The sequence below is a fragment of the Mesorhizobium sp. RCAM 05099 genome, assembly GCF_059683685.1.
Window position 1 is genome coordinate 5,416,919 of record NZ_CM185035.1, and the last position, 16,277, is coordinate 5,433,195.

General features: G+C 62.7%; 15 protein-coding genes and 3 pseudogenes. 4 read left to right on the plus strand and 14 right to left on the minus strand.

The annotated features are described in order from the left end of the window. Window positions 1-5 precede the first annotated feature (5 nt). The 6 genes and pseudogenes from AC56QQ_RS26755 to AC56QQ_RS26780 form a co-directional block, all read right to left on the minus strand. Entirely contained in the window at window positions 6-536 is a 531-nt protein-coding gene (locus AC56QQ_RS26755) for a cupin domain-containing protein (protein WP_497124006.1), read from the minus strand. Window positions 537-560: 24 nt separating this feature from the next. Next, entirely contained in the window at window positions 561-1,382 is an 822-nt protein-coding gene (locus AC56QQ_RS26760; protein ID WP_497124007.1) for an ABC transporter permease, read from the minus strand. A gap of 14 nt (window positions 1,383-1,396) precedes the next feature. Continuing rightward, on the minus strand, window positions 1,397-2,590 hold the full coding sequence (locus AC56QQ_RS26765; protein ID WP_497124008.1) for an ABC transporter permease: 1,194 nt from the start codon (window positions 2,588-2,590) through the stop codon (window positions 1,397-1,399). Continuing rightward, window positions 2,587-3,471 carry an ATP-binding cassette domain-containing protein gene (locus AC56QQ_RS26770; RefSeq protein WP_497129136.1) on the minus strand — a complete coding sequence of 295 codons (885 nt, stop codon included), beginning with the start codon at window positions 3,469-3,471 and terminating at the stop codon, window positions 2,587-2,589. The genes AC56QQ_RS26765 and AC56QQ_RS26770 overlap by 4 nt, the downstream gene beginning before the upstream one ends. Before the next feature lie 180 nt (window positions 3,472-3,651). After that, window positions 3,652-4,104 (minus strand): annotated as a pseudogene (locus tag AC56QQ_RS26775) (ATP-binding cassette domain-containing protein); the annotation flags it as partial. Window positions 4,105-4,174: 70 nt separating this feature from the next. After that, window positions 4,175-5,296, minus strand: a complete 1,122-nt coding sequence (locus AC56QQ_RS26780) for a sugar ABC transporter substrate-binding protein (protein ID WP_497124009.1) — start codon at window positions 5,294-5,296, stop codon at window positions 4,175-4,177. A 261-nt stretch (window positions 5,297-5,557) separates the two neighbouring features. Between AC56QQ_RS26780 and AC56QQ_RS26785 the strand changes: the two genes are divergently transcribed. Further along, window positions 5,558-6,511, plus strand: a complete 954-nt coding sequence (locus AC56QQ_RS26785) for an AraC family transcriptional regulator (protein ID WP_489863648.1) — start codon at window positions 5,558-5,560, stop codon at window positions 6,509-6,511. Here the strand turns inward: AC56QQ_RS26785 and AC56QQ_RS26790 are convergent. From AC56QQ_RS26790 to AC56QQ_RS26800, 3 genes and pseudogenes are all read right to left on the minus strand, one after another. Further along, window positions 6,501-6,689: pseudogene (locus AC56QQ_RS26790) on the minus strand (tyrosine-type recombinase/integrase); the annotation flags it as partial. The gene AC56QQ_RS26785 and the pseudogene AC56QQ_RS26790 sit on opposite strands and share 11 nt — an antisense overlap. 3 nt (window positions 6,690-6,692) lie before the next feature. Then, window positions 6,693-8,255: a glutamine-hydrolyzing GMP synthase gene (guaA, locus tag AC56QQ_RS26795; RefSeq protein WP_497124010.1), complete on the minus strand. Its 1,563-nt coding sequence runs from the start codon at window positions 8,253-8,255 to the stop codon at window positions 6,693-6,695. Between the two features lie 55 nt (window positions 8,256-8,310). Next, on the minus strand, window positions 8,311-8,814 hold the full coding sequence (locus AC56QQ_RS26800) for a MarR family winged helix-turn-helix transcriptional regulator (protein WP_497124011.1): 504 nt from the start codon (window positions 8,812-8,814) through the stop codon (window positions 8,311-8,313). Between the two features lie 84 nt (window positions 8,815-8,898). On the opposite strand from AC56QQ_RS26800, the gene AC56QQ_RS26805 reads away from it, so the two are divergent. Next, complete coding sequence (locus AC56QQ_RS26805; protein WP_489860020.1) at window positions 8,899-9,216, plus strand: hypothetical protein; 318 nt, start codon at window positions 8,899-8,901, stop codon at window positions 9,214-9,216. Window positions 9,217-9,228: 12 nt separating this feature from the next. Here the strand turns inward: AC56QQ_RS26805 and AC56QQ_RS26810 are convergent, their stop codons facing one another. The 4 genes and pseudogenes from AC56QQ_RS26810 to AC56QQ_RS26825 all read right to left on the minus strand — a co-directional run bounded on the left by AC56QQ_RS26810 (window position 9,229) and on the right by AC56QQ_RS26825 (window position 12,390). Beyond that, window positions 9,229-9,819 carry a 5'-methylthioadenosine/S-adenosylhomocysteine nucleosidase gene (locus tag AC56QQ_RS26810; RefSeq protein WP_489863647.1) on the minus strand — a complete coding sequence of 197 codons (591 nt, stop codon included), beginning with the start codon at window positions 9,817-9,819 and terminating at the stop codon, window positions 9,229-9,231. 199 nt (window positions 9,820-10,018) lie between these two features. Continuing rightward, window positions 10,019-10,477: a PaaI family thioesterase gene (locus tag AC56QQ_RS26815; RefSeq protein ID WP_091583902.1), complete on the minus strand. Its 459-nt coding sequence runs from the start codon at window positions 10,475-10,477 to the stop codon at window positions 10,019-10,021. Between the two features lie 98 nt (window positions 10,478-10,575). Further along, window positions 10,576-11,028 (minus strand): TspO/MBR family protein, encoded by a 453-nt coding sequence (locus AC56QQ_RS26820; protein ID WP_497124012.1) that lies wholly within the window; start codon window positions 11,026-11,028, stop codon window positions 10,576-10,578. 73 nt (window positions 11,029-11,101) lie between these two features. Continuing rightward, window positions 11,102-12,390 (minus strand): annotated as a pseudogene (locus tag AC56QQ_RS26825) (RsmB/NOP family class I SAM-dependent RNA methyltransferase). A 316-nt stretch (window positions 12,391-12,706) separates the two neighbouring features. Here AC56QQ_RS26825 and AC56QQ_RS26830 point away from each other — a divergent pair. Continuing rightward, window positions 12,707-13,384, plus strand: coding sequence for an MIP family channel protein (locus tag AC56QQ_RS26830; RefSeq protein WP_489860017.1), 678 nt, complete (start codon window positions 12,707-12,709; stop codon window positions 13,382-13,384). Window positions 13,385-13,794: 410 nt separating this feature from the next. Next, window positions 13,795-14,346, plus strand: coding sequence for a sulfotransferase family protein (locus AC56QQ_RS26835; RefSeq protein ID WP_497124013.1), 552 nt, complete (start codon window positions 13,795-13,797; stop codon window positions 14,344-14,346). A 95-nt stretch (window positions 14,347-14,441) separates the two neighbouring features. Here AC56QQ_RS26835 and AC56QQ_RS26840 read toward each other — a convergent pair whose 3' ends face one another. Further along, complete coding sequence (locus tag AC56QQ_RS26840; protein ID WP_497124014.1) at window positions 14,442-16,214, minus strand: AMP-binding protein; 1,773 nt, start codon at window positions 16,212-16,214, stop codon at window positions 14,442-14,444. Window positions 16,215-16,277 lie beyond the last annotated feature (63 nt).

A 16,277-nucleotide genomic window follows, 5' to 3' on the forward strand; every position in this document is an offset into this window, starting at 1 on the left:
CCTTCTCAGCGTTCGTATTGGGCGTCGACGAGCACGGCCAGAAGAAGCGCGTCCTCGGTGCCGCGATTGACCCAGGCATGGTTGGTGCCGCGCTGGACGACCACGTCGAATGGCTTGAGGTCGCGCTCTTCCTTGTCCAGCACGAGCGTGATCTGGCCGGACAGCAGCACGATGTAGTCGGTGGTTGGTGAGCGATGCATGGTTTCATGCCGCGAGGTGTCCGGCTGGAGGTGAGCCGAGCCCATCGCCGCGAACCAGTCCCGAGCCGCCTTTTCTCGTTCGGCCGGTGACAAATGGGCGGATTCGGATTCTGGCGCGATCTGGAAGTATCGGAAGACGGTACCGCCCGGCGGCGGCTCGATACCGCGCGATCGTCTTGCAAGATCCTCGGGGGTCTTGTGATCGTGCCGTCCGGGCTCGGTCCGCCAAAGTTCAGTGAGCACCGTGATCGTATGATCGGCGATCCCGTCGAAAAGAACCTCCGATTTGCCGCTCGCGTCGTCCGCCGTGACGATCCGCCTGACCTGCTTGAGCATACTGTCCTCCTCCTGTTGGATGGTTCACGCCTGGTTTTCGCGCAGGCCGATGACCGCACCCAGGATCACCAGCCCGAAGATCACATTCCGAATGGCGACTGGCAGGAGCATGCCCTGCAGGACGATCGTCAGGGCGGTCAGCAGCAACGCTCCGCCAAAAATGCCAAGGTAAGTCCCCCGCCCGCCGCTCATCGCGACACCGCCGATCACGATCACGGCGATCGAGGGCAGGAGATATGGCGTGCCCATGTCGATGAAGGCCTGTCCGCTGAAGCCGGCGAGCATGACGCCGACGACAGCCGAGCATAGGCCGCTCAAGCTATAGGCCGCAATCTGGACCCTGCCAACGCTCACCCCTGAAAACCTGGCGACAAGCGGGCTGCTGCCGACCAGATAGAGGCGCCTGGCATAGACGGTGCGCCCGAGCAGAAACGTGGCGCAAATGACAAACAGCATCAGTCCGTACACCACGGGCGTAAGCCCAAGGATCTTGCCGGTCATGAACCAGCTTACGACACCCGGCGGTACACCGCGCGGCGTGCCGTCGGTCATCACAAGCGTGGCGCCATCGATGATGCCGTTCATGGCAAGCGTCATGATGAGGGGATGAATCCCAAGGATTCCGACGCCGATGCCGCTGACGGACCCGATGAGGGCGCCGAGAAGCGCAACCCCGACCAATAGTGTGATCGAACTCGAGCCGGGCGCGTTCCACTCGCAAAGCAGCACCCCGCAGAAAGTGATCATGGCCGGGACCGAGAGATCGAGCCCGCCACTGATGACAACGGTGCCTTGGCCCAATCCAAGAACGGCCAGGAAAGAGCCCAACACGAGAAGCGTGTTCACATAGATTTCCACGCTCAGCCGACCGTGAAACATGGCCGCGGTAACCAGAAGCAGGACGGCCAGGCCAAGATAGGTGGCACCGTGAATCGCAACGCCGAACGGTTCCATCGCAACCACCGCGCCACCGGGTTGGCGGGCAGTGTTTCATCGTTTCGCATTTGCGTGGAAGAAGCTACGACGGGACGATCGAAGCGTGGCAGGCCGGCGCGTCGTTTCTGAACAACAATCCAGGCTGTCGCGATGACCTCCCGGATCCGTGGCACCGAATTGGCGAGCACGGCCACGATAAGCAATCCTCCTTCCACGATCGTCGCGTAGAAGGTGGGTACGTTGAACACCAGCAGCAGATTGACGATCAGCATGACAGTGAAGGCGCCGAGGACCGTTCCGACGCAGCCGCCTCGCCCGCCGGCGAACGAGGTCCCGCCCAGCACGACGGCCACAAAGACCGGAAGCAGCATCGGAGGCCCGACAGTCGGATCCCCCGACCCTGTCTGGGCGGTGAGGAAAACGCCCGCCGCCCCATAAAACGTGCCCGCGATGACATAGACCAGCATCCGGGTCAGCGAAACCGGCACGCCCTTCGATCGTGCCGCGTCCGGATCGCTGCCAACCGCATAGATGTAGGTGCCCAGACGCGTGTTGCGAAGCAGCGCCCAGACGGCCAGCGCGAGCAGGATGACAACCGCCGGTGCCTGGACAAACCCCGGAATGGCGTCACCGATGAAGAAATTCGAGAAGGCTGTCGGAACGGCACCGCCAGGCTGCTCGAGGACAAGCAGCGTCAGCCCTTCGACGATGAACATCGTGGCAAGCGTCACGATTATCGAAGGCAGCCGGAACAGGACGATGAAGACCGCATTGAACAGGCCAGTGGCTGTGCCGGCCAGAACCCCGGCCAGGCTCCAGCCGATCATCGACAGGGAGCTGTCGCCCATATTGGCGGCGGCAAGGCAGTTCGACAGGGAGATAACCGCGCCGACCGACAGGTCAAGGCCACGAATGAGGACGACGATTGTCGCTCCCATAGCCGCCAGCGCCAAGGTGGCGGTGCTCGAGAAGGTGTTGCTCACGTCGTAGTAGCTGAACGTCTGCTGCAGGTTCAGATTGAGGACGCCGAAGACGCATGCCAGCGTCGCCAGGGCTATCAGCATCCCATCGTTGCGACGCACGAACCGCAGCAAATCGTTGGAGCCGCGCAAAGTCATGCGACTGCCCGCGCGTGTTCACCGGAGCCCAGCATCCAGGCGCCAACGGTCTCTTCGGTTGCCTCGCCATGTGCAAGATCGGCGGCAATCCGGCCGCGATACAGAACGGCTACGTGGTCGCACAGGCCGACTAGTTCCGGCACCTCCGTGGAGTGAAGCAGGACGCCGCCGCCGCCCTCCGCAAAGTGCCGCAGGATGCCGTAGATCTCATGCTTGGTGCCGACGTCGACGCCGCGCGTGGGATCGAATGCCAGCAGTATGCGGCAATTTGTGAGCAGCCATTTGGCCAGCACCATCTTCTGCTGGTTGCCGCCGCTGAATTCCGCGGCGGTCTGGTGGAGCGCCCGAGGATGCAGGTTGACGGCGCAAAACGCGTCATCGACGCGAGCTCTTTCGGTGGCTGTATCGACGACGCCCAGTCGCGAAAATTCGGAGACGATCGGGATCGATGCGTTTTCGGTGCCGCTCCGATGGAGGGCGAGTCCCTGGATTTTCCGGTCTTCCGGGACGTAGCCGATGCCGACGTCGATTGCATCGGACGGACTGGCGAAATGCGCCTGTTGCCCGTTGATCAATATGGTTCCGCTCAGCACCCGCTCAGCGCCAAAAAGAGCGTTGAACAGTTCCAGCTGCCCCATCCCCTGTAGCGCCGCCACGCCTACGATTTCACCTGGCCGGACGTGAAGCGTGACGGACTCCAGCTGACGTCCCGCCCTGAGGTCTCTCGCGGAAAGCAGCGGTTGCGCGGGGGAGGGCGACGCATTTCGGGCTGGGAAGGTTACCTGAACGGACCGGCCCATAATGTGCTTGAACACCGCTTCGTCGCTGATCTCGCCGACCGCGAAGCCTCCCACATGGCGCCCATTGCGCAAAATGGCCATGCGGCTGCAGAACTCATGAACTTCCGGCATGCGATGCGTGACGAGAATGACCGTCGTGCCGGCCGTCTTGAGGGCCTGGATTCGGCGCCCAAGCCATTCCACATCGGCCTTCGAAAGCGCCGCCGTAGGCTCGTCGAGGATCAGCAGGCGGGGCTTGCGGGCAATCGCCCGCGTGATTTCGACCTTCTGGCGCAGGGAAAGGTCCAGTTCCCGCACCGGTGTGCGCGGATCGATATCTTCGATCTCGAACTCTCTTCCGATGGCGGCGACCTGGTCGCGAGCGGCCTTTCGGTCGAGCAGAAACCCGAAGTGCCGCGGCTGGTTGGGCAGCAGAAGATTGTCGGCAACACTCAGGTCGGGAACCAGCGGAATCTCCTGGAATGCCGTTTCGATGCCGAGAGCGCTGGAACTGGACCGATCGGCGAATACGACCTGCTGGTCGAACAGGGTTACTGTCCCGCGATCCGGGCGAGCAAGGCCGCTGAGAATCTTGACAAGCGTCGACTTGCCGGCGCCGTTTTCGCCCAGCAGCGCATGAACGGCTCCGGCTTCGAACGCGAGGCTGACGTCGGCCAGGGCCGTCGTCGATCCATAGGTTTTCGTAACCCCGTCGAGACGGACAGCGTCGGACATCGCAGCGGCACCCGGAATTGAGACTGAGCGGGAGCGGGTGGCGCCGTGAGGCGCCACCCGTGTCGGCCTGTCAGTTGGTTTCGGGCTGTCCCACCAATGCCGCTTGGAACCCGACTTCGGGTGTGGCCGGGTTCAGGATGTTCGCGAACCATCCCGAAGGAACCAGGCCGGGATCGAAGACATTGCAGCCTTTCGACAGTTCGTCGAAACTGCCTGTCTGACAGAGCTTCGCATTGTCCGCGGTGATGGCCTCCAGGGGCATCATCGTGAGTTTGTCGACTTTCTTGCCCTCGAGAACGTCCATCGCGAGCTTCAGGGCCATGGCGCCGGCGCCTGGGTGGCTCTCGAGCGAAATGCCCGGCGCTCCCTGAGGCGAATAGGCTCCTGTCGCGTCCGCGATGCTGCCCTTGGGAAGCATCATGACACGCATGCCGTTGCTGCCTTCGGTGCCGCACGGGATGAGCGCCTTGCTGTTGGCCTCCATCTGCAGGGTCCAGATCTGGATGCAGGCCGCCGCCCCCCACGCTCCCTGGATATCGTCCCAGCTCATGGTCGCCATGGCCTCGCTGACGGCCTTGCGCGCGACCGCCTGGGACCACATGCCGTTCGGCTCGGCGACGATCTTGATATCCGGATATTTCGCGAACACCGCGCGGGCGGCCTTGTTGCGGTCGGTATCCACCGACGTACCGGGCACGCCGGTCACGAAGATCAGATTGCCCTTGTGATCCATCTTGTCGGCGACCCACTGCGCGCTCTTGTTGGCGAGCTCGGTCTGGTCGGTGACGACATTGTATGCGCATGGCTCAGTGACGGAGCTGTCGTAGGCGAACACCACGACGCCCTTGTCGCATGCGTTCTTGATCGCCGGATTTAGCGCGGTCGGCGAGATCGGATACACGATGATGGCGTTGGCGCCCGCCTGCACCATCGCGTTGATCTGCTGGATCTGCTTCTGGGCCACCGGCCCGGCGACCTGGATCCGCAGATCGACCTTGTCGGCGTGGGCCTTGGCCATGGCGGTGACCATGTTCTGAGCTTCGGCCTGCCAGTCGTTGCCGACATAACTCATGCTCAGAAACACCTTGTATTGTTTCGAATCCTGAGCTGTTGCCTGTGTCGCGATGAATCCCATCGCAATAGAAGCGACGCCGCACAACGCGACGCGCCATGCGTTAAGCAAACTGCGCATTTGGGTTCTCCTCCCCTGTTTTAGCGCTCCTAGTCTGCGTCGGAGTTGATCCAGCAGGGAGGCGCCGAGAGGACACGGACAGGGTGTTTAGGGGACAAATAGCTGTTAAAAGACTCGTCTGTTGGCTATCGTCGCCGAGGGAGGACTCCAGTGGCCAATCCGGTCTTTGCGCCTTACAAGCTGTTTGCCCTCGTCCAGGGAGCGAAGGAGTTTGGGCTGACCGCAACGGAAGTCCTGAAGGGGACTGACTTGCGGGAGGACATGCTCGACGACGGCAAGGTCCATAGCTCCGTTCGGCAGTATCTCATCGCCTGCGAGAACGTCATCCGGCGCTGCGACGACCTGCTTCTGCCGCTGCGCGTCGGCAAATCCATCCACCTGTCCGCCTATGGCCTTTACGGATTTGCATTGCTTTCGAGCGCAACGGTTCGCGCGGGCTTCGATTTTGCTGTCCGTTACCATTTGCTTGCGACGCCAATGTTCTCGATCGCCTGGCACATCGACGCAGGGCATTTCGTCTGGACCTTTCCCGACGAAGGACGGCTGGGTTACTCACTGCCAGTGCGCCGTTTCCTGCTGGCTCAGCAGCTGGGCCAGCACGTGACCCATGTCCACGACATCGCGCATGTCGAGCGCGAGCCCATCTGGATCGACGTGGCGTTCGAAAAACCGGTCAGGCCCGAAATCTTCGAGCAGGAACTGGGCTGCGAGGTTCGCTTCGGCAAATCCTCGACCGCTATCGTTTACGACATGTCGATCCTGGACGACCGGCCGCCGATGACCAATCCTGTCACGCACGCCATGCTGCGGGAAACCTGCGAGGGTCTGATCGGCGCTGTCGAATATGGCGGCGGACTCGCCGGACAGGTTGCTCGGCTGATCATGGAAAGCCCCGCTCCCGTCACCACTATGGAGTGGGTCGCCGACCGGCTGGCGATAACGTCCCGAACCCTGCGGCGGCGCCTGGCCGAGCAGGGTACGACGTTCTCCGCCATCTCCGACCAGGTCCGCAGCGAACTCGCCAAGAAGTACCTCGAGGCCGGCGGCTTTTCGGTTGCAGACATCGGCGATCTGCTCGGATTTTCCGATACCAAGAATTTTCGGATGTTCTTCCGGCGCTGGAACAACATTTCACCCAAGGGCTATCGTGAACGCATAAGCATGCATAAGAACTCCGCCAGGGAAAACCCTACAATTCCCGCAAATCACTTGTGACATCCTGAAGTTCACTCTTTCGCACCATCGTGAACAGTATGAGACGAAGGTCCAGGCGAATGGTAGGCAAAGTAGCGACCTTCTCCCTGATCATCACGCGGATTTCAGATGGAGAGAGCGAACGATCTCGCGGAACGAAGCTGTCGATCGATGCCGGGCCGACATCATCGGCCGGATTGAATCATTCCCACTCGATGGTGCCGGGCGGCTTCGAGGTGACGTCGTAGACGACGCGGTTGATGCCGCGCACTTCGTTGATGATGCGGGTGGCAGCCGCGCCCAAGAAGGCCATGTCATAGTGGTAGAAATCCGCCGTCATGCCGTCGACCGAGGTGACGGCGCGTAGCGCGCAAACGAATTCGTAGGTGCGGCCGTCGCCCATGACGCCGACGGTCTGCACCGGCAGCAGCACGGCGAAGGCCTGCCAGATGGCGTCGTAGAGACCGGCCTTGCGGATTTCGTCGAGGTAGATGGCGTCGGCCTCGCGCAGGATTTCCAGCTTTTCGCGGGTGATGCCGCCCGGGCAGCGGATGGCGAGACCAGGACCGGGGAACGGATGGCGGCCGATGAAGCTCTCGGGCAGGCCAAGCTCCTTGCCGAGCGCCCTCACCTCGTCCTTGAACAGTTCGCGCAGTGGCTCGACAAGCTGCATGTTCATGCGCGCGGGCAGCCCCCCGACATTATGGTGCGACTTGATCGTGACCGACGGACCGCCGGTGAAGGAGACGCTTTCGATGACGTCGGGATAGAGCGTCCCTTGTGCCGGGAAGTCCGCGCCGCCAAGTTTCTTCGCCTCTTCCTCGAACACCTCGATGAACAGCCGGCCGATGGTCTTGCGCTTCTTCTCCGGGTCGGCCTCGCCTTCCAGCGCCGAGATGAATTTGTCGGCGGCATCGACCAGGATCAGCGGCAGATTGTAGTGCTGGCGGAACATCGCCACCACACCCGCGGCCTCATCCTTGCGCATCAGCCCGTGGTCGACGAGGATGCAGGTGAGCTGGTCGCCCACCGCTTCATGGATCAGAAGCGCGGCGACCGACGAGTCCACCCCACCCGACAGCGCGCAGATGACCTTGCCCTTGCCGACCTGCTTGCGGATCGCCTCGACCGCGTGCTCGCGGTAGGCGCGCATCGTCCAGTCGCCCTCGATGCCAGCGATGTTGTGGACGAAGTTGCGCAGCAGCCGGGCACCATCGGGCGTATGCACCACCTCGGGGTGGAACATGATGCCGTACATCTTGCGATCGATATTGCCGAAGATGGCGAAGGGCGAGCCTTCCGACTTGCCGAACACTTCGAATCCCTTGGGCAGGGAGATGACGCGATCGCCGTGGCTCATCCACACCTGGTGGCGCTGGCCGGTCGCCCACAGGCCCTCGAACAGCGGACTGTCCTTCTCGATCTCGACGAAGGCGCGGCCGAACTCGCGATGGTCCGAGCTTTCGGCGACACCACCCATCTGCACGCACATGGCCATCTGGCCATAGCAGATGCCGAGCACTGGCACGCCGGCGTCGAAGACGATCTGCGGCGCGCGCGGGCTGCCTATATCCGACGTAGAGGCGGGACCGCCGGACAGGATGACGGCCTTGGGATTGATGCGTTTGAACGCCGCTTCGGCCGACTGGAACGGCACGATCTCGGAAAACACACCCGCCTCGCGGATGCGGCGGGCGATGAGCTGGGTAAACTGGCTGCCGAAATCGACAATCAGGACGGTGTCGGGATGATTGGCTGTTTTCATGGCGAGCGTTTAGAGAAAGAAATGAGTCGGCGCAATGGGTTGCGAGGCCTTGCTGTCACTTCGATTCCACGACTTCACCTGCAACGCCAGCGTCTTCATCCATTGCCGCAACCTTTCCGGCCGCGAGCGCCCGCAAAGCGCCCATCAGCGCCGTGAACCGCTCCTCGCCAATGCGATCAACATAGCGCCGTTCAATCTCCATCTTGACCCGATCGCCATCGCGCAGGGCGGCCAGCCCCTTGCGCGTATAGCGCACCAGCTTGCCGCGGCCATCTTGCGGATCGGGCAGGCGCTCGACGATGCCTTCCGCCTCGAGGCCATCGAGCAGTTGCTGGATCGCCTGCTTGGATATTGCCGAACGTTCGATCAAAGCCGACTGGCGCATGCCGCTCCTTTCGATATGCCCGATCAGTCCGGCGCGCGCTTCGGTGAACCAGCCATGACCGGCGGCCCGCATCGCGGCGACGAATTCGGCCTGCCAGGCACGGCTTGCCTGCCATAGCCGCCAGCCGACGTGATCCGGCAGTGCTTCGGTTTTTTCGTCAAGCTTCTTGACCATTTTATCCAGACTCCATATAGTCAAGATACTTGACGATATTCGACCCGTCGAGGCCTTTCCAACTCAAGCACGCGGACAGAGACCATGACAATTCTCGACAAGAATACGCTCGCCATTATCATGATCGGCACCACGCATGTCATCGACATGGGCGGCAAGGATGCGTTCATCCACTACGAAAACGAGAACCGGGCGCATATGCTGCTGCCGGACGGTACCCTTTTCCATGGACTTTGGACGCTGCTCGACGACGGCTACAAGGTCGAGTGGAAGGACGGCCCCACCGGCTCGTGGAAACTCGATCATTCGCCGGGAGCAATCGACTATGTCGATGCGAACGGCGCCGTGCGCGGGCGCATTTCGCGCATCGATTTCGGCGATCCCGCGCGCTTGGCCGCTTGATCCGATTTTCGGTCAGGCGTCCAGCAGGCCATCGCCGATCGCCTGTTCCAGCAGCCCGACCGCTCCGGCCAGTTTCTCGTCGATGACGTGCAGATATTCTGTCCAGTCATTGACATGCCGCAGGTCGGCGGCGCCATCGGAAATGCCGCGCAGCCCGATCAGCGGGATGTCGAACCGCTGGCAGGCGCGCAAGCAGGCGAAGGTCTCCATGTCGACCATGTCAGCCGCGATTGCGTCATAGGCGGCGCCGGTGATGATCGCGCCTCCGGTCGACAGCGTAGCCTCCCTTATGCCTGGAATGCGTAACGGCAGCGGCACCGTCACCGGCAGGTCGAGGAAGGGCGTCGCGCCCTTCTCGAAACCGAGCGGCGAGGCGTCGATGTCGCGATAGCCGACCGAGATGGCCTGATAGATTTCCGTCTGCTCCAGCGTCCGGCTGCCGGCCGAGCCGAGCGATACGACGAGGTCCGGCAGAGTCTCCCGCGATTTCAGCCAGGAGAGCTCGGCACCGAGCCTGACGCCGGCCTCGACCGGCCCGACGCCCGTCATCAGTGGCATGAACAGCCGCCTGAGGTGCGGTCCGTATTCCGCCTGCGCGGCCATGACGAAGAGGACATCCTTGCCCGATAGTCTAGTCAGCTTGCCGGTCACGGTGATCTGCTCCTGCTGGCGCCAAACCCTGCGCCGGAAGGTAAGAAAGGGGATGTGCCCTCACCGGCCTCCGGCCCTCCGCTATAGCTCCGGGCGTTCGTCGCTCGAAAAGCCCATTCAGGGGTTTTTCGTCCGCCACGCGGACCGCTCCTCACCCTTCGATGCCATCACGCCCGACCACGGTCATCATCGTGCCGGTCATGGTGGCGATCAGCTTCGCCTCGCCATCGGTGGCGAAGGCATAGGCCTGGCCATCGGCGACGATGATGGTACGACCGGGCTTGGTCACCGAGCCGCGAAACAGAAAGCGCTCGCCCCTGCCCGGCGCCAGGAGATTGACCTTGAACTCGATGGTCAGCACGCTGGAGCTTTCCGGCATCAGCGAGAACGCGGCATAGCCGCAGGCAGAGTCCAGCGCCGTCGAGATGACGCCGGCGTGAAGGAAGCCGTGCTGCTGTGTCAGTGCCGCCGAATAGGGCATCTCGATCTCGATGATGCCGGGCGTCACCAGGGTCAGCTCGGCGCCGATTGTCGCCATTGCCTTCTGGCGCGCGAAGGATGTCCTGACGCGGTCTTCATAGTCCGGGGCGGGTACGATCTTTGCTGCCATGGCCGTTGCCTTCCTTTATGCGGATAAGCTTATTGCAGAGGCACGGGCGGCAGGCAAATGCTTTTGCTGCACTGCAACAAAACGATCGCGGAGATATGCTAGTTCAACCAGAGAAGCGATGCGTTGAGCAAAGTGGCGAATGCCACCCATGCCGCATATGGCGCGAAAAGCCAGCCGGAAAGCCGGTCGCGGTTCCAGACCCTGGCAATGAACAGTACAATGCTGCCGAGAAGAAGCACAATGACGACCAGGGCAGGACCAATCATCCTGGCGCCGAAGAAGGTCGGCGACCATAGAAAATTCAGCGCCAGCTGGACGCGCCAGATCTTCATCGCGGTTCCTGCCGGCTCCCGCAGCCATGTCCGCCAGCCGGCCACGGCGATCAGTGCATAGAGCAGCGTCCAGGCAGGCCCGAAGATCCAGTTGGGCGGATTGAAGGGCGGCTTGGCCAGCGATGCATACCAGGCGCCCGGCAGCGTTGCGTAGCCGATCAGCAGGCCTCCACCCAGCACCAGGATGAGGAAGAGCAGAAGCGTCAGGTATCTTTGCAAGGATTTCCCCCGATGGCGGCATGAGGCGCGCATCTGCAAACTGGGGCGTTGTCGCCACCCGTCAACGGCAGCGTCAGTTCGCCCGGCGCATGGCGCAGAAGTAAAACCCGTCCGTGCCGCTCAGCGCCGGCGACAGCGAGATATCGCCGGCGGCGCCAATGCGCGCTGCCGCCTCATGGCCTGGAAAACGGCTGTCCCAGAGCTTGCGGTGATCGACCGGCACGAAGCCGCTGTTGCGATCCCGGAACGCCGCGATCTGGCCGCCATTCTCCTCGTCGAACACCGAGCAGGTGATGTAGACCAGCCGGCCGCCGGGTTTGACATAGGCTTTGGCCGCGTCAAGGATCGCCGACTGCTCGCCCTTGCGGGCGTCGAGCTGCCTTTGCGTCAGCCGCCATTTGGCGTCGGGACGGCGCCGCCGGTGCCACTGCCGGTGCAAGGCGCGTCGACGAGAACGATGTCCATGTGGTTGGAGAGCGGCGCGAGCTCCGAAGGCTTGGTGACCACCTGCACATTGCGGTTTTCCGAACGGCGGATGCGGTCGAAGATCGGCGCCAGCCGCGCCTTTTCGGCATCGTGGGCAAAGACCTGGCCGCGATTTTCCATCGCCGCCGACAACGCCAGCGTCTTGCCGCCGGCGCCAGCGCAGAAATCGAGCACCTGCATGCCGGCTTCGGCGCCGGCAAGGGCGGCCGCCACCTGCGAGCCTTCGTCCTGGACCTCGAACCAGCCTTTCTGGAAGGCCGGCTCGGCCTGCACGTTCGGGTGCCTGCCGTCACCATCGATCGGCGGGATGCGGATGCCGTGCGGCGCGATGGCGGCAGGTTTCGCGCCGGTTCCCGACAGTTCCGCCAGCACCTTGTCGCGATTGGCCTGCAAGGTGTTGACCCTGAGGTCGAGCGGCGGGCGTGTCGCCAGCGCCGCGCCCTCGTCGACCCAGCTGGCGCCGAAGGCTTGCTCGAAAAGCGGCGCGCACCAGTCGGGAACATCCGCGCGCACCGCGTCCGGCGCATCGGCAAGCCGGCGCCCGGCGATTGCCTGAAGTTCAGCCGCGGTCAGAAGCGGCGGCGCGAACTTGTCGCCTTCAAGCGCATCGTTCAGGGACTGCGCCGTCTGGCCCCATTCGAGCAACAGCGCGCCGAAACCGATGGCGCGCGGCGTGTCCTCGCCCAGCAGCCAGCCGGCGGAACGCTTGTGGCGCAACGCGTCATAGACGATGTTGCCGATGGCCGCGCGATCACCGCCACCGGCGAAGCGATGCGACAGGCCCCAGTCCTTCAGCGCGTCCGCCACCGGCCGGTGGCGCCGGCCAATGTCTTCAAGAACTTCGATGGCCGCAGCCAGCCGTCCGCCCAGTCGCATCCGTCATTCCATCAAATCGAGCACATATCTCTCGGCCTGCTCTTAGAGCCTTTCGCGCCTGGATTGAACCCCGCTTCCGTCCCACGACGGCAATCCTGACTGAGGCCAGCGAATCGACGCGACCAGTAAATATCCGTGGCTGGTAACAGCAGATCGATCAACAGATGACAGTTCTCTAATGTTCGCAACTGGCGACTGCAAGCACGGCTTATGGCGCAACCGCTCTGCTTTCCAAGATTTTCCGTTGGGAATACTCTTGCCGGCATGATTCGCGGCGCGAAAAAGCAGGCCAGCGGATCGATACGAGGAGAGGGCAATGAAGACTTATCTGGCGGAAGTTCTAGGCACATTTCTATTGGTGTTCATCGGTACGGCGTCGGTGGTGACGGGCGGGTTCGGCGGCGCGCTGCCGCTCGGCCAGGAAGGCATCGGTCTGGCGTTCGGCATCGGCCTTATCGCGGCGGCCTATGCGATCGGACCCATCTCGGGTGCACATCTTAATCCGGCGGTGACGCTCGGTGTCTTCCTTGCCGGCCGGCTGCCGGCCAAGGACGTCATTCCCTACTGGATCGCGCAGATCATCGGCGCCATCCTCGCCTCGCTGGCATTGTGGATCATCGTCTCCGGTCAGGCCGGGGGACACACCGGCGGCTTCGGCGCCAATGGCTGGGACGAGACGAAATGGGGTGTCAGCTCGGCGTTCCTGTGGGAACTGATCGGCACCTTCACCTTCGTCACCGTGATCCTCGGCGTCACGGCCGAAAAACACTCGACGGCGTTTGCCGGACTGGTCATCGGCCTGACGCTGGCGGGAATTCACTTCGCCATGATCCCGGTGACCGGCACATCGGTCAATCCGGCACGGTCGATCGGCCCGGCACTGTTTTCCGGAGGTGCCGCGATCGGCCAGCTCTGGCTGTTCATCGTTGCCCCGTTGATCGGCGGCGCCATTGCCGGCGTCGTCGCCAAGGCACGCATCTTCGAGAAGGACTGAGTTTTGGAAGACTGACCATGGAAAGGCGCGGGCCAATCCGCGCCTTTTTCTTTGGTGGATACGAGAACTGCCGTTTGCTCACGCGAATAGAAACTGGCCGTCTGCCGCTATGGCAAGCCACGGCGCCACCTGCCTGGAGACGCTTTTGCAGAAGCGGACATCACCGGCGACAGCGTGTGAGGGTCGCAGGTGCGCCCGCAACAGCCGACCGAACTATGCGCAAGACAGGCATATCTTTCGCAGCTAATATTCCAAAGCTTCCGACCCTTGCGGCAACGGCGGCGGTATTTGGCTTATCGCCAGGGACGATGCTCGCAAGCTACTGATGTTACGGCTGTGGGCCTGAATCAGGGGGGAGAATGGCGATAAGGGTAATCGGAACGGGCTTTGGCCGAACAGGAACGGATTCGATGCGCGAGGCGCTGACGATCCTGGGTTTCGGCCCCTGTCACCACATGTTCGAAGTCATGGCCAATGAAGACCAGAAGCGGCTTTGGCGTGCGCTGGCGAAGGGCGCGGCACCAGACTGGAACCAGCTGTTTGCGGGCTACGCGTCCTGCATCGACTGGCCTTCGGCGCATTATTGGCGTGACCTGATTGAGTTCTATCCGGACGCCCGGGTTATCCTGACATACCGATCGCCGGAAAGCTGGTGGGAAAGCTTCGAGAAGACGATCCTGCAGGGCATCAGCCAGAGCACGGATCAGGAATCGCTGGGTCTTGCCTTGATCTCCAGGCAAGTCTTCGACAGCCGGCCGCACGATCGCGCCAATGCCATGGCCGTATACGAAGCCAATGTAAGGGCGGTCATCGCGACAGTGCCGCCGGGCCGGCTGCTGGTCCACAATCTGGGCGACGGGTGGGAGCCGCTGTGCCTGCATCTTGGCGTGCCCGTACCGGACCAGCCGTATCCCAATCGCAACACTACCAAGGACTTTCAGTCGACTCTTGCACAGAACTAGTCTGGCTGTCTGCAGTGGGTCAGGTCACGGCGATATCCGCGACGACGCTCAGAGCCGCTCTTGGCGCAAAGCGAACAATCCGAACAACCTATCCCTCACGCCGTCTTCTGCGTCTCCAACCCCAACTCTTCCACCATCGCATTGCGCATCAAAAACTTCTGCGGCTTGCCGGTCACCGTCATCGGCAATTCGGTGCGGAAGCGGATGTAGCGCGGGACCTTATAGTGAGCGATCTGGCCGGCGCAGAAGGCCTTGATCTCCTGCTCGGTGGCGATCTGGCCGGGCTTGAGCACGATCCAGGCGCAAAGCTCTTCGCCGTATTTGGGGTCGGGAATGCCGAACACCTGCACTTCCTTCACTTTAGGATGTCGATAGAGGAACTCCTCGACCTCGCGCGGATAGACGTTTTCGCCGCCGCGGATGACCATGTCCTTGACCCGGCCGACGATGTTGCAATAGCCCTCGGCATCGATGGTGGCGAGGTCACCGGTGTGCATCCAGCCGTCGGCGTCGATCGCCTCGCGCGTCTTGTCGTCGTCGTCCCAATAGCCCTTCATCACCGAATAGCCGCGCGTGCACAGTTCGCCCGGCGCGCCGACGTCAACGGTGGCGCCATCGGCATCGACCGCCTTGACCTCGACGTGGGGGTGGATGCGCCCGACCGTCGAGACGCGTTTTTCCAGCGGGTCGTCGACGCTGCTCTGGAACGAGACCGGGCTGGTCTCTGTCATGCCATAGGCGATGGTCACCTCATGCATGTGCATCAGCGAGATCACCTTCTTCATCACCTCGATCGGGCACGGCGAGCCGGCCATGATGCCGGTGCGCAGGCTGGAGAGATCAAAGGTCGCGAAATCCGGATGATCGAGCAGGGCGACGAACATGGTCGGCACGCCATAGAGCCCGGTGCAGTGCTCCGCGGCCACCGCGTTCAGCGTGGCGCCGGGGTCGAACCCCTCGCCCGGGAAAACCATGGTCGCGCCTTTCGACACGCAGCCCATCGTGCCCATCGACATGCCGAAGCAATGATAGAGCGGCACCGGAATGCAGAGCCGGTCGTCGACAGTGAGTCGGATCGCCGAGGTGACGAAATTGCCGTTGTTGACGATGTTGTGGTGGGTCAGCGTCGCGCCCTTGGGTGCCCCCGTCGTGCCCGACGTGAACTGGATGTTGATGGCGTCGCCGGGTTTCAGCCCCTCGGAAATGCGGTCGAGGCTGTCATGCTCGTCGCGTCCGGCCATGGCCAGCACATCGGCGAAATTGAACATGCCGGGCGAGTTGTCCTCGCCCATGCGGATGACGATCCTGAGCGCCGGCAATTTCGTTGCCTTAAGCTTGCCCGGTGTCGCCGTGGCGATCTCCGGCGCCAGCGTCTCGATCATGCCGAGATAGTCGGAGGTCTTGAATTTGGCTGCCGTGACCAGCGCCTTGCAGCCGACCTTGTTCAGCGCATATTCGAGCTCGGTCAGCCGGTAGGCAGGATTGATGTTGACCAGGATCAGGCCGATGCGGGCGGTGGCGAACTGCGTCACCAGCCATTCCCAACGGTTGGGCGACCAGATGCCGACGCGATCGCCCTTTCCGAGGCCAAGGGCCAGGAAGCCGGCTGCCAGCGCGTCCACGGTGTCCGACAGCTCGCCCCAGGTGAAGCGCTTGTCCTGGCCGACGAAAACAGCGGCATCCTGCGTGGCGTATTTGCTGGCGGTGTCGGAAAACAGCACGGGGATCGTCTTGTCGAGCAGCGGCACGGCGCGCTCGCCCGAGACATGCGCCTTGCCGTCGACGGGTGCCAAGAAGGTGCTGCCACCGCGCGCTCCGCGTCCGCGCAGGTTGGTGGCGTTCTTCAGCTCGTCGAGATTGACCGGCATGGCTTTTGTCCTCCCAAGACAGGCCGGAGTCTATCAGCCCGGCGGGGCAGTGGAAATCCGTCG

Excerpts from the sequence above, each read along its gene's own strand:
- AC56QQ_RS26755 (WP_497124006.1), bottom strand. The coding sequence starts at position 536 with ATGCTCAAGCAGGTCAGGCGGATCGTCACGGCGGACGACGCGAGCGGC.
- AC56QQ_RS26765 (WP_497124008.1), bottom strand. The coding sequence starts at position 2,590 with ATGACTTTGCGCGGCTCCAACGATTTGCTGCGGTTCGTGCGTCGCAAC.
- AC56QQ_RS26770 (WP_497129136.1), bottom strand. The coding sequence starts at position 3,471 with ATGGCCATTTTGCGCAATGGGCGCCATGTGGGAGGCTTCGCGGTCGGC.
- AC56QQ_RS26780 (WP_497124009.1), bottom strand. The coding sequence starts at position 5,296 with ATGCGCAGTTTGCTTAACGCATGGCGCGTCGCGTTGTGCGGCGTCGCT.
- AC56QQ_RS26785 (WP_489863648.1), top strand. The coding sequence starts at position 5,558 with ATGCTCGACGACGGCAAGGTCCATAGCTCCGTTCGGCAGTATCTCATC.
- guaA (WP_497124010.1), bottom strand. The coding sequence starts at position 8,255 with ATGAAAACAGCCAATCATCCCGACACCGTCCTGATTGTCGATTTCGGC.
- AC56QQ_RS26800 (WP_497124011.1), bottom strand. The coding sequence starts at position 8,814 with ATGGTCAAGAAGCTTGACGAAAAAACCGAAGCACTGCCGGATCACGTC.
- AC56QQ_RS26805 (WP_489860020.1), top strand. The coding sequence starts at position 8,899 with ATGACAATTCTCGACAAGAATACGCTCGCCATTATCATGATCGGCACC.
- AC56QQ_RS26810 (WP_489863647.1), bottom strand. The coding sequence starts at position 9,819 with ATGGCCGCGCAGGCGGAATACGGACCGCACCTCAGGCGGCTGTTCATG.
- AC56QQ_RS26815 (WP_091583902.1), bottom strand. The coding sequence starts at position 10,477 with ATGGCAGCAAAGATCGTACCCGCCCCGGACTATGAAGACCGCGTCAGG.
- AC56QQ_RS26830 (WP_489860017.1), top strand. The coding sequence starts at position 12,707 with ATGAAGACTTATCTGGCGGAAGTTCTAGGCACATTTCTATTGGTGTTC.
- AC56QQ_RS26835 (WP_497124013.1), top strand. The coding sequence starts at position 13,795 with ATGCGCGAGGCGCTGACGATCCTGGGTTTCGGCCCCTGTCACCACATG.
- AC56QQ_RS26840 (WP_497124014.1), bottom strand. The coding sequence starts at position 16,214 with ATGCCGGTCAATCTCGACGAGCTGAAGAACGCCACCAACCTGCGCGGA.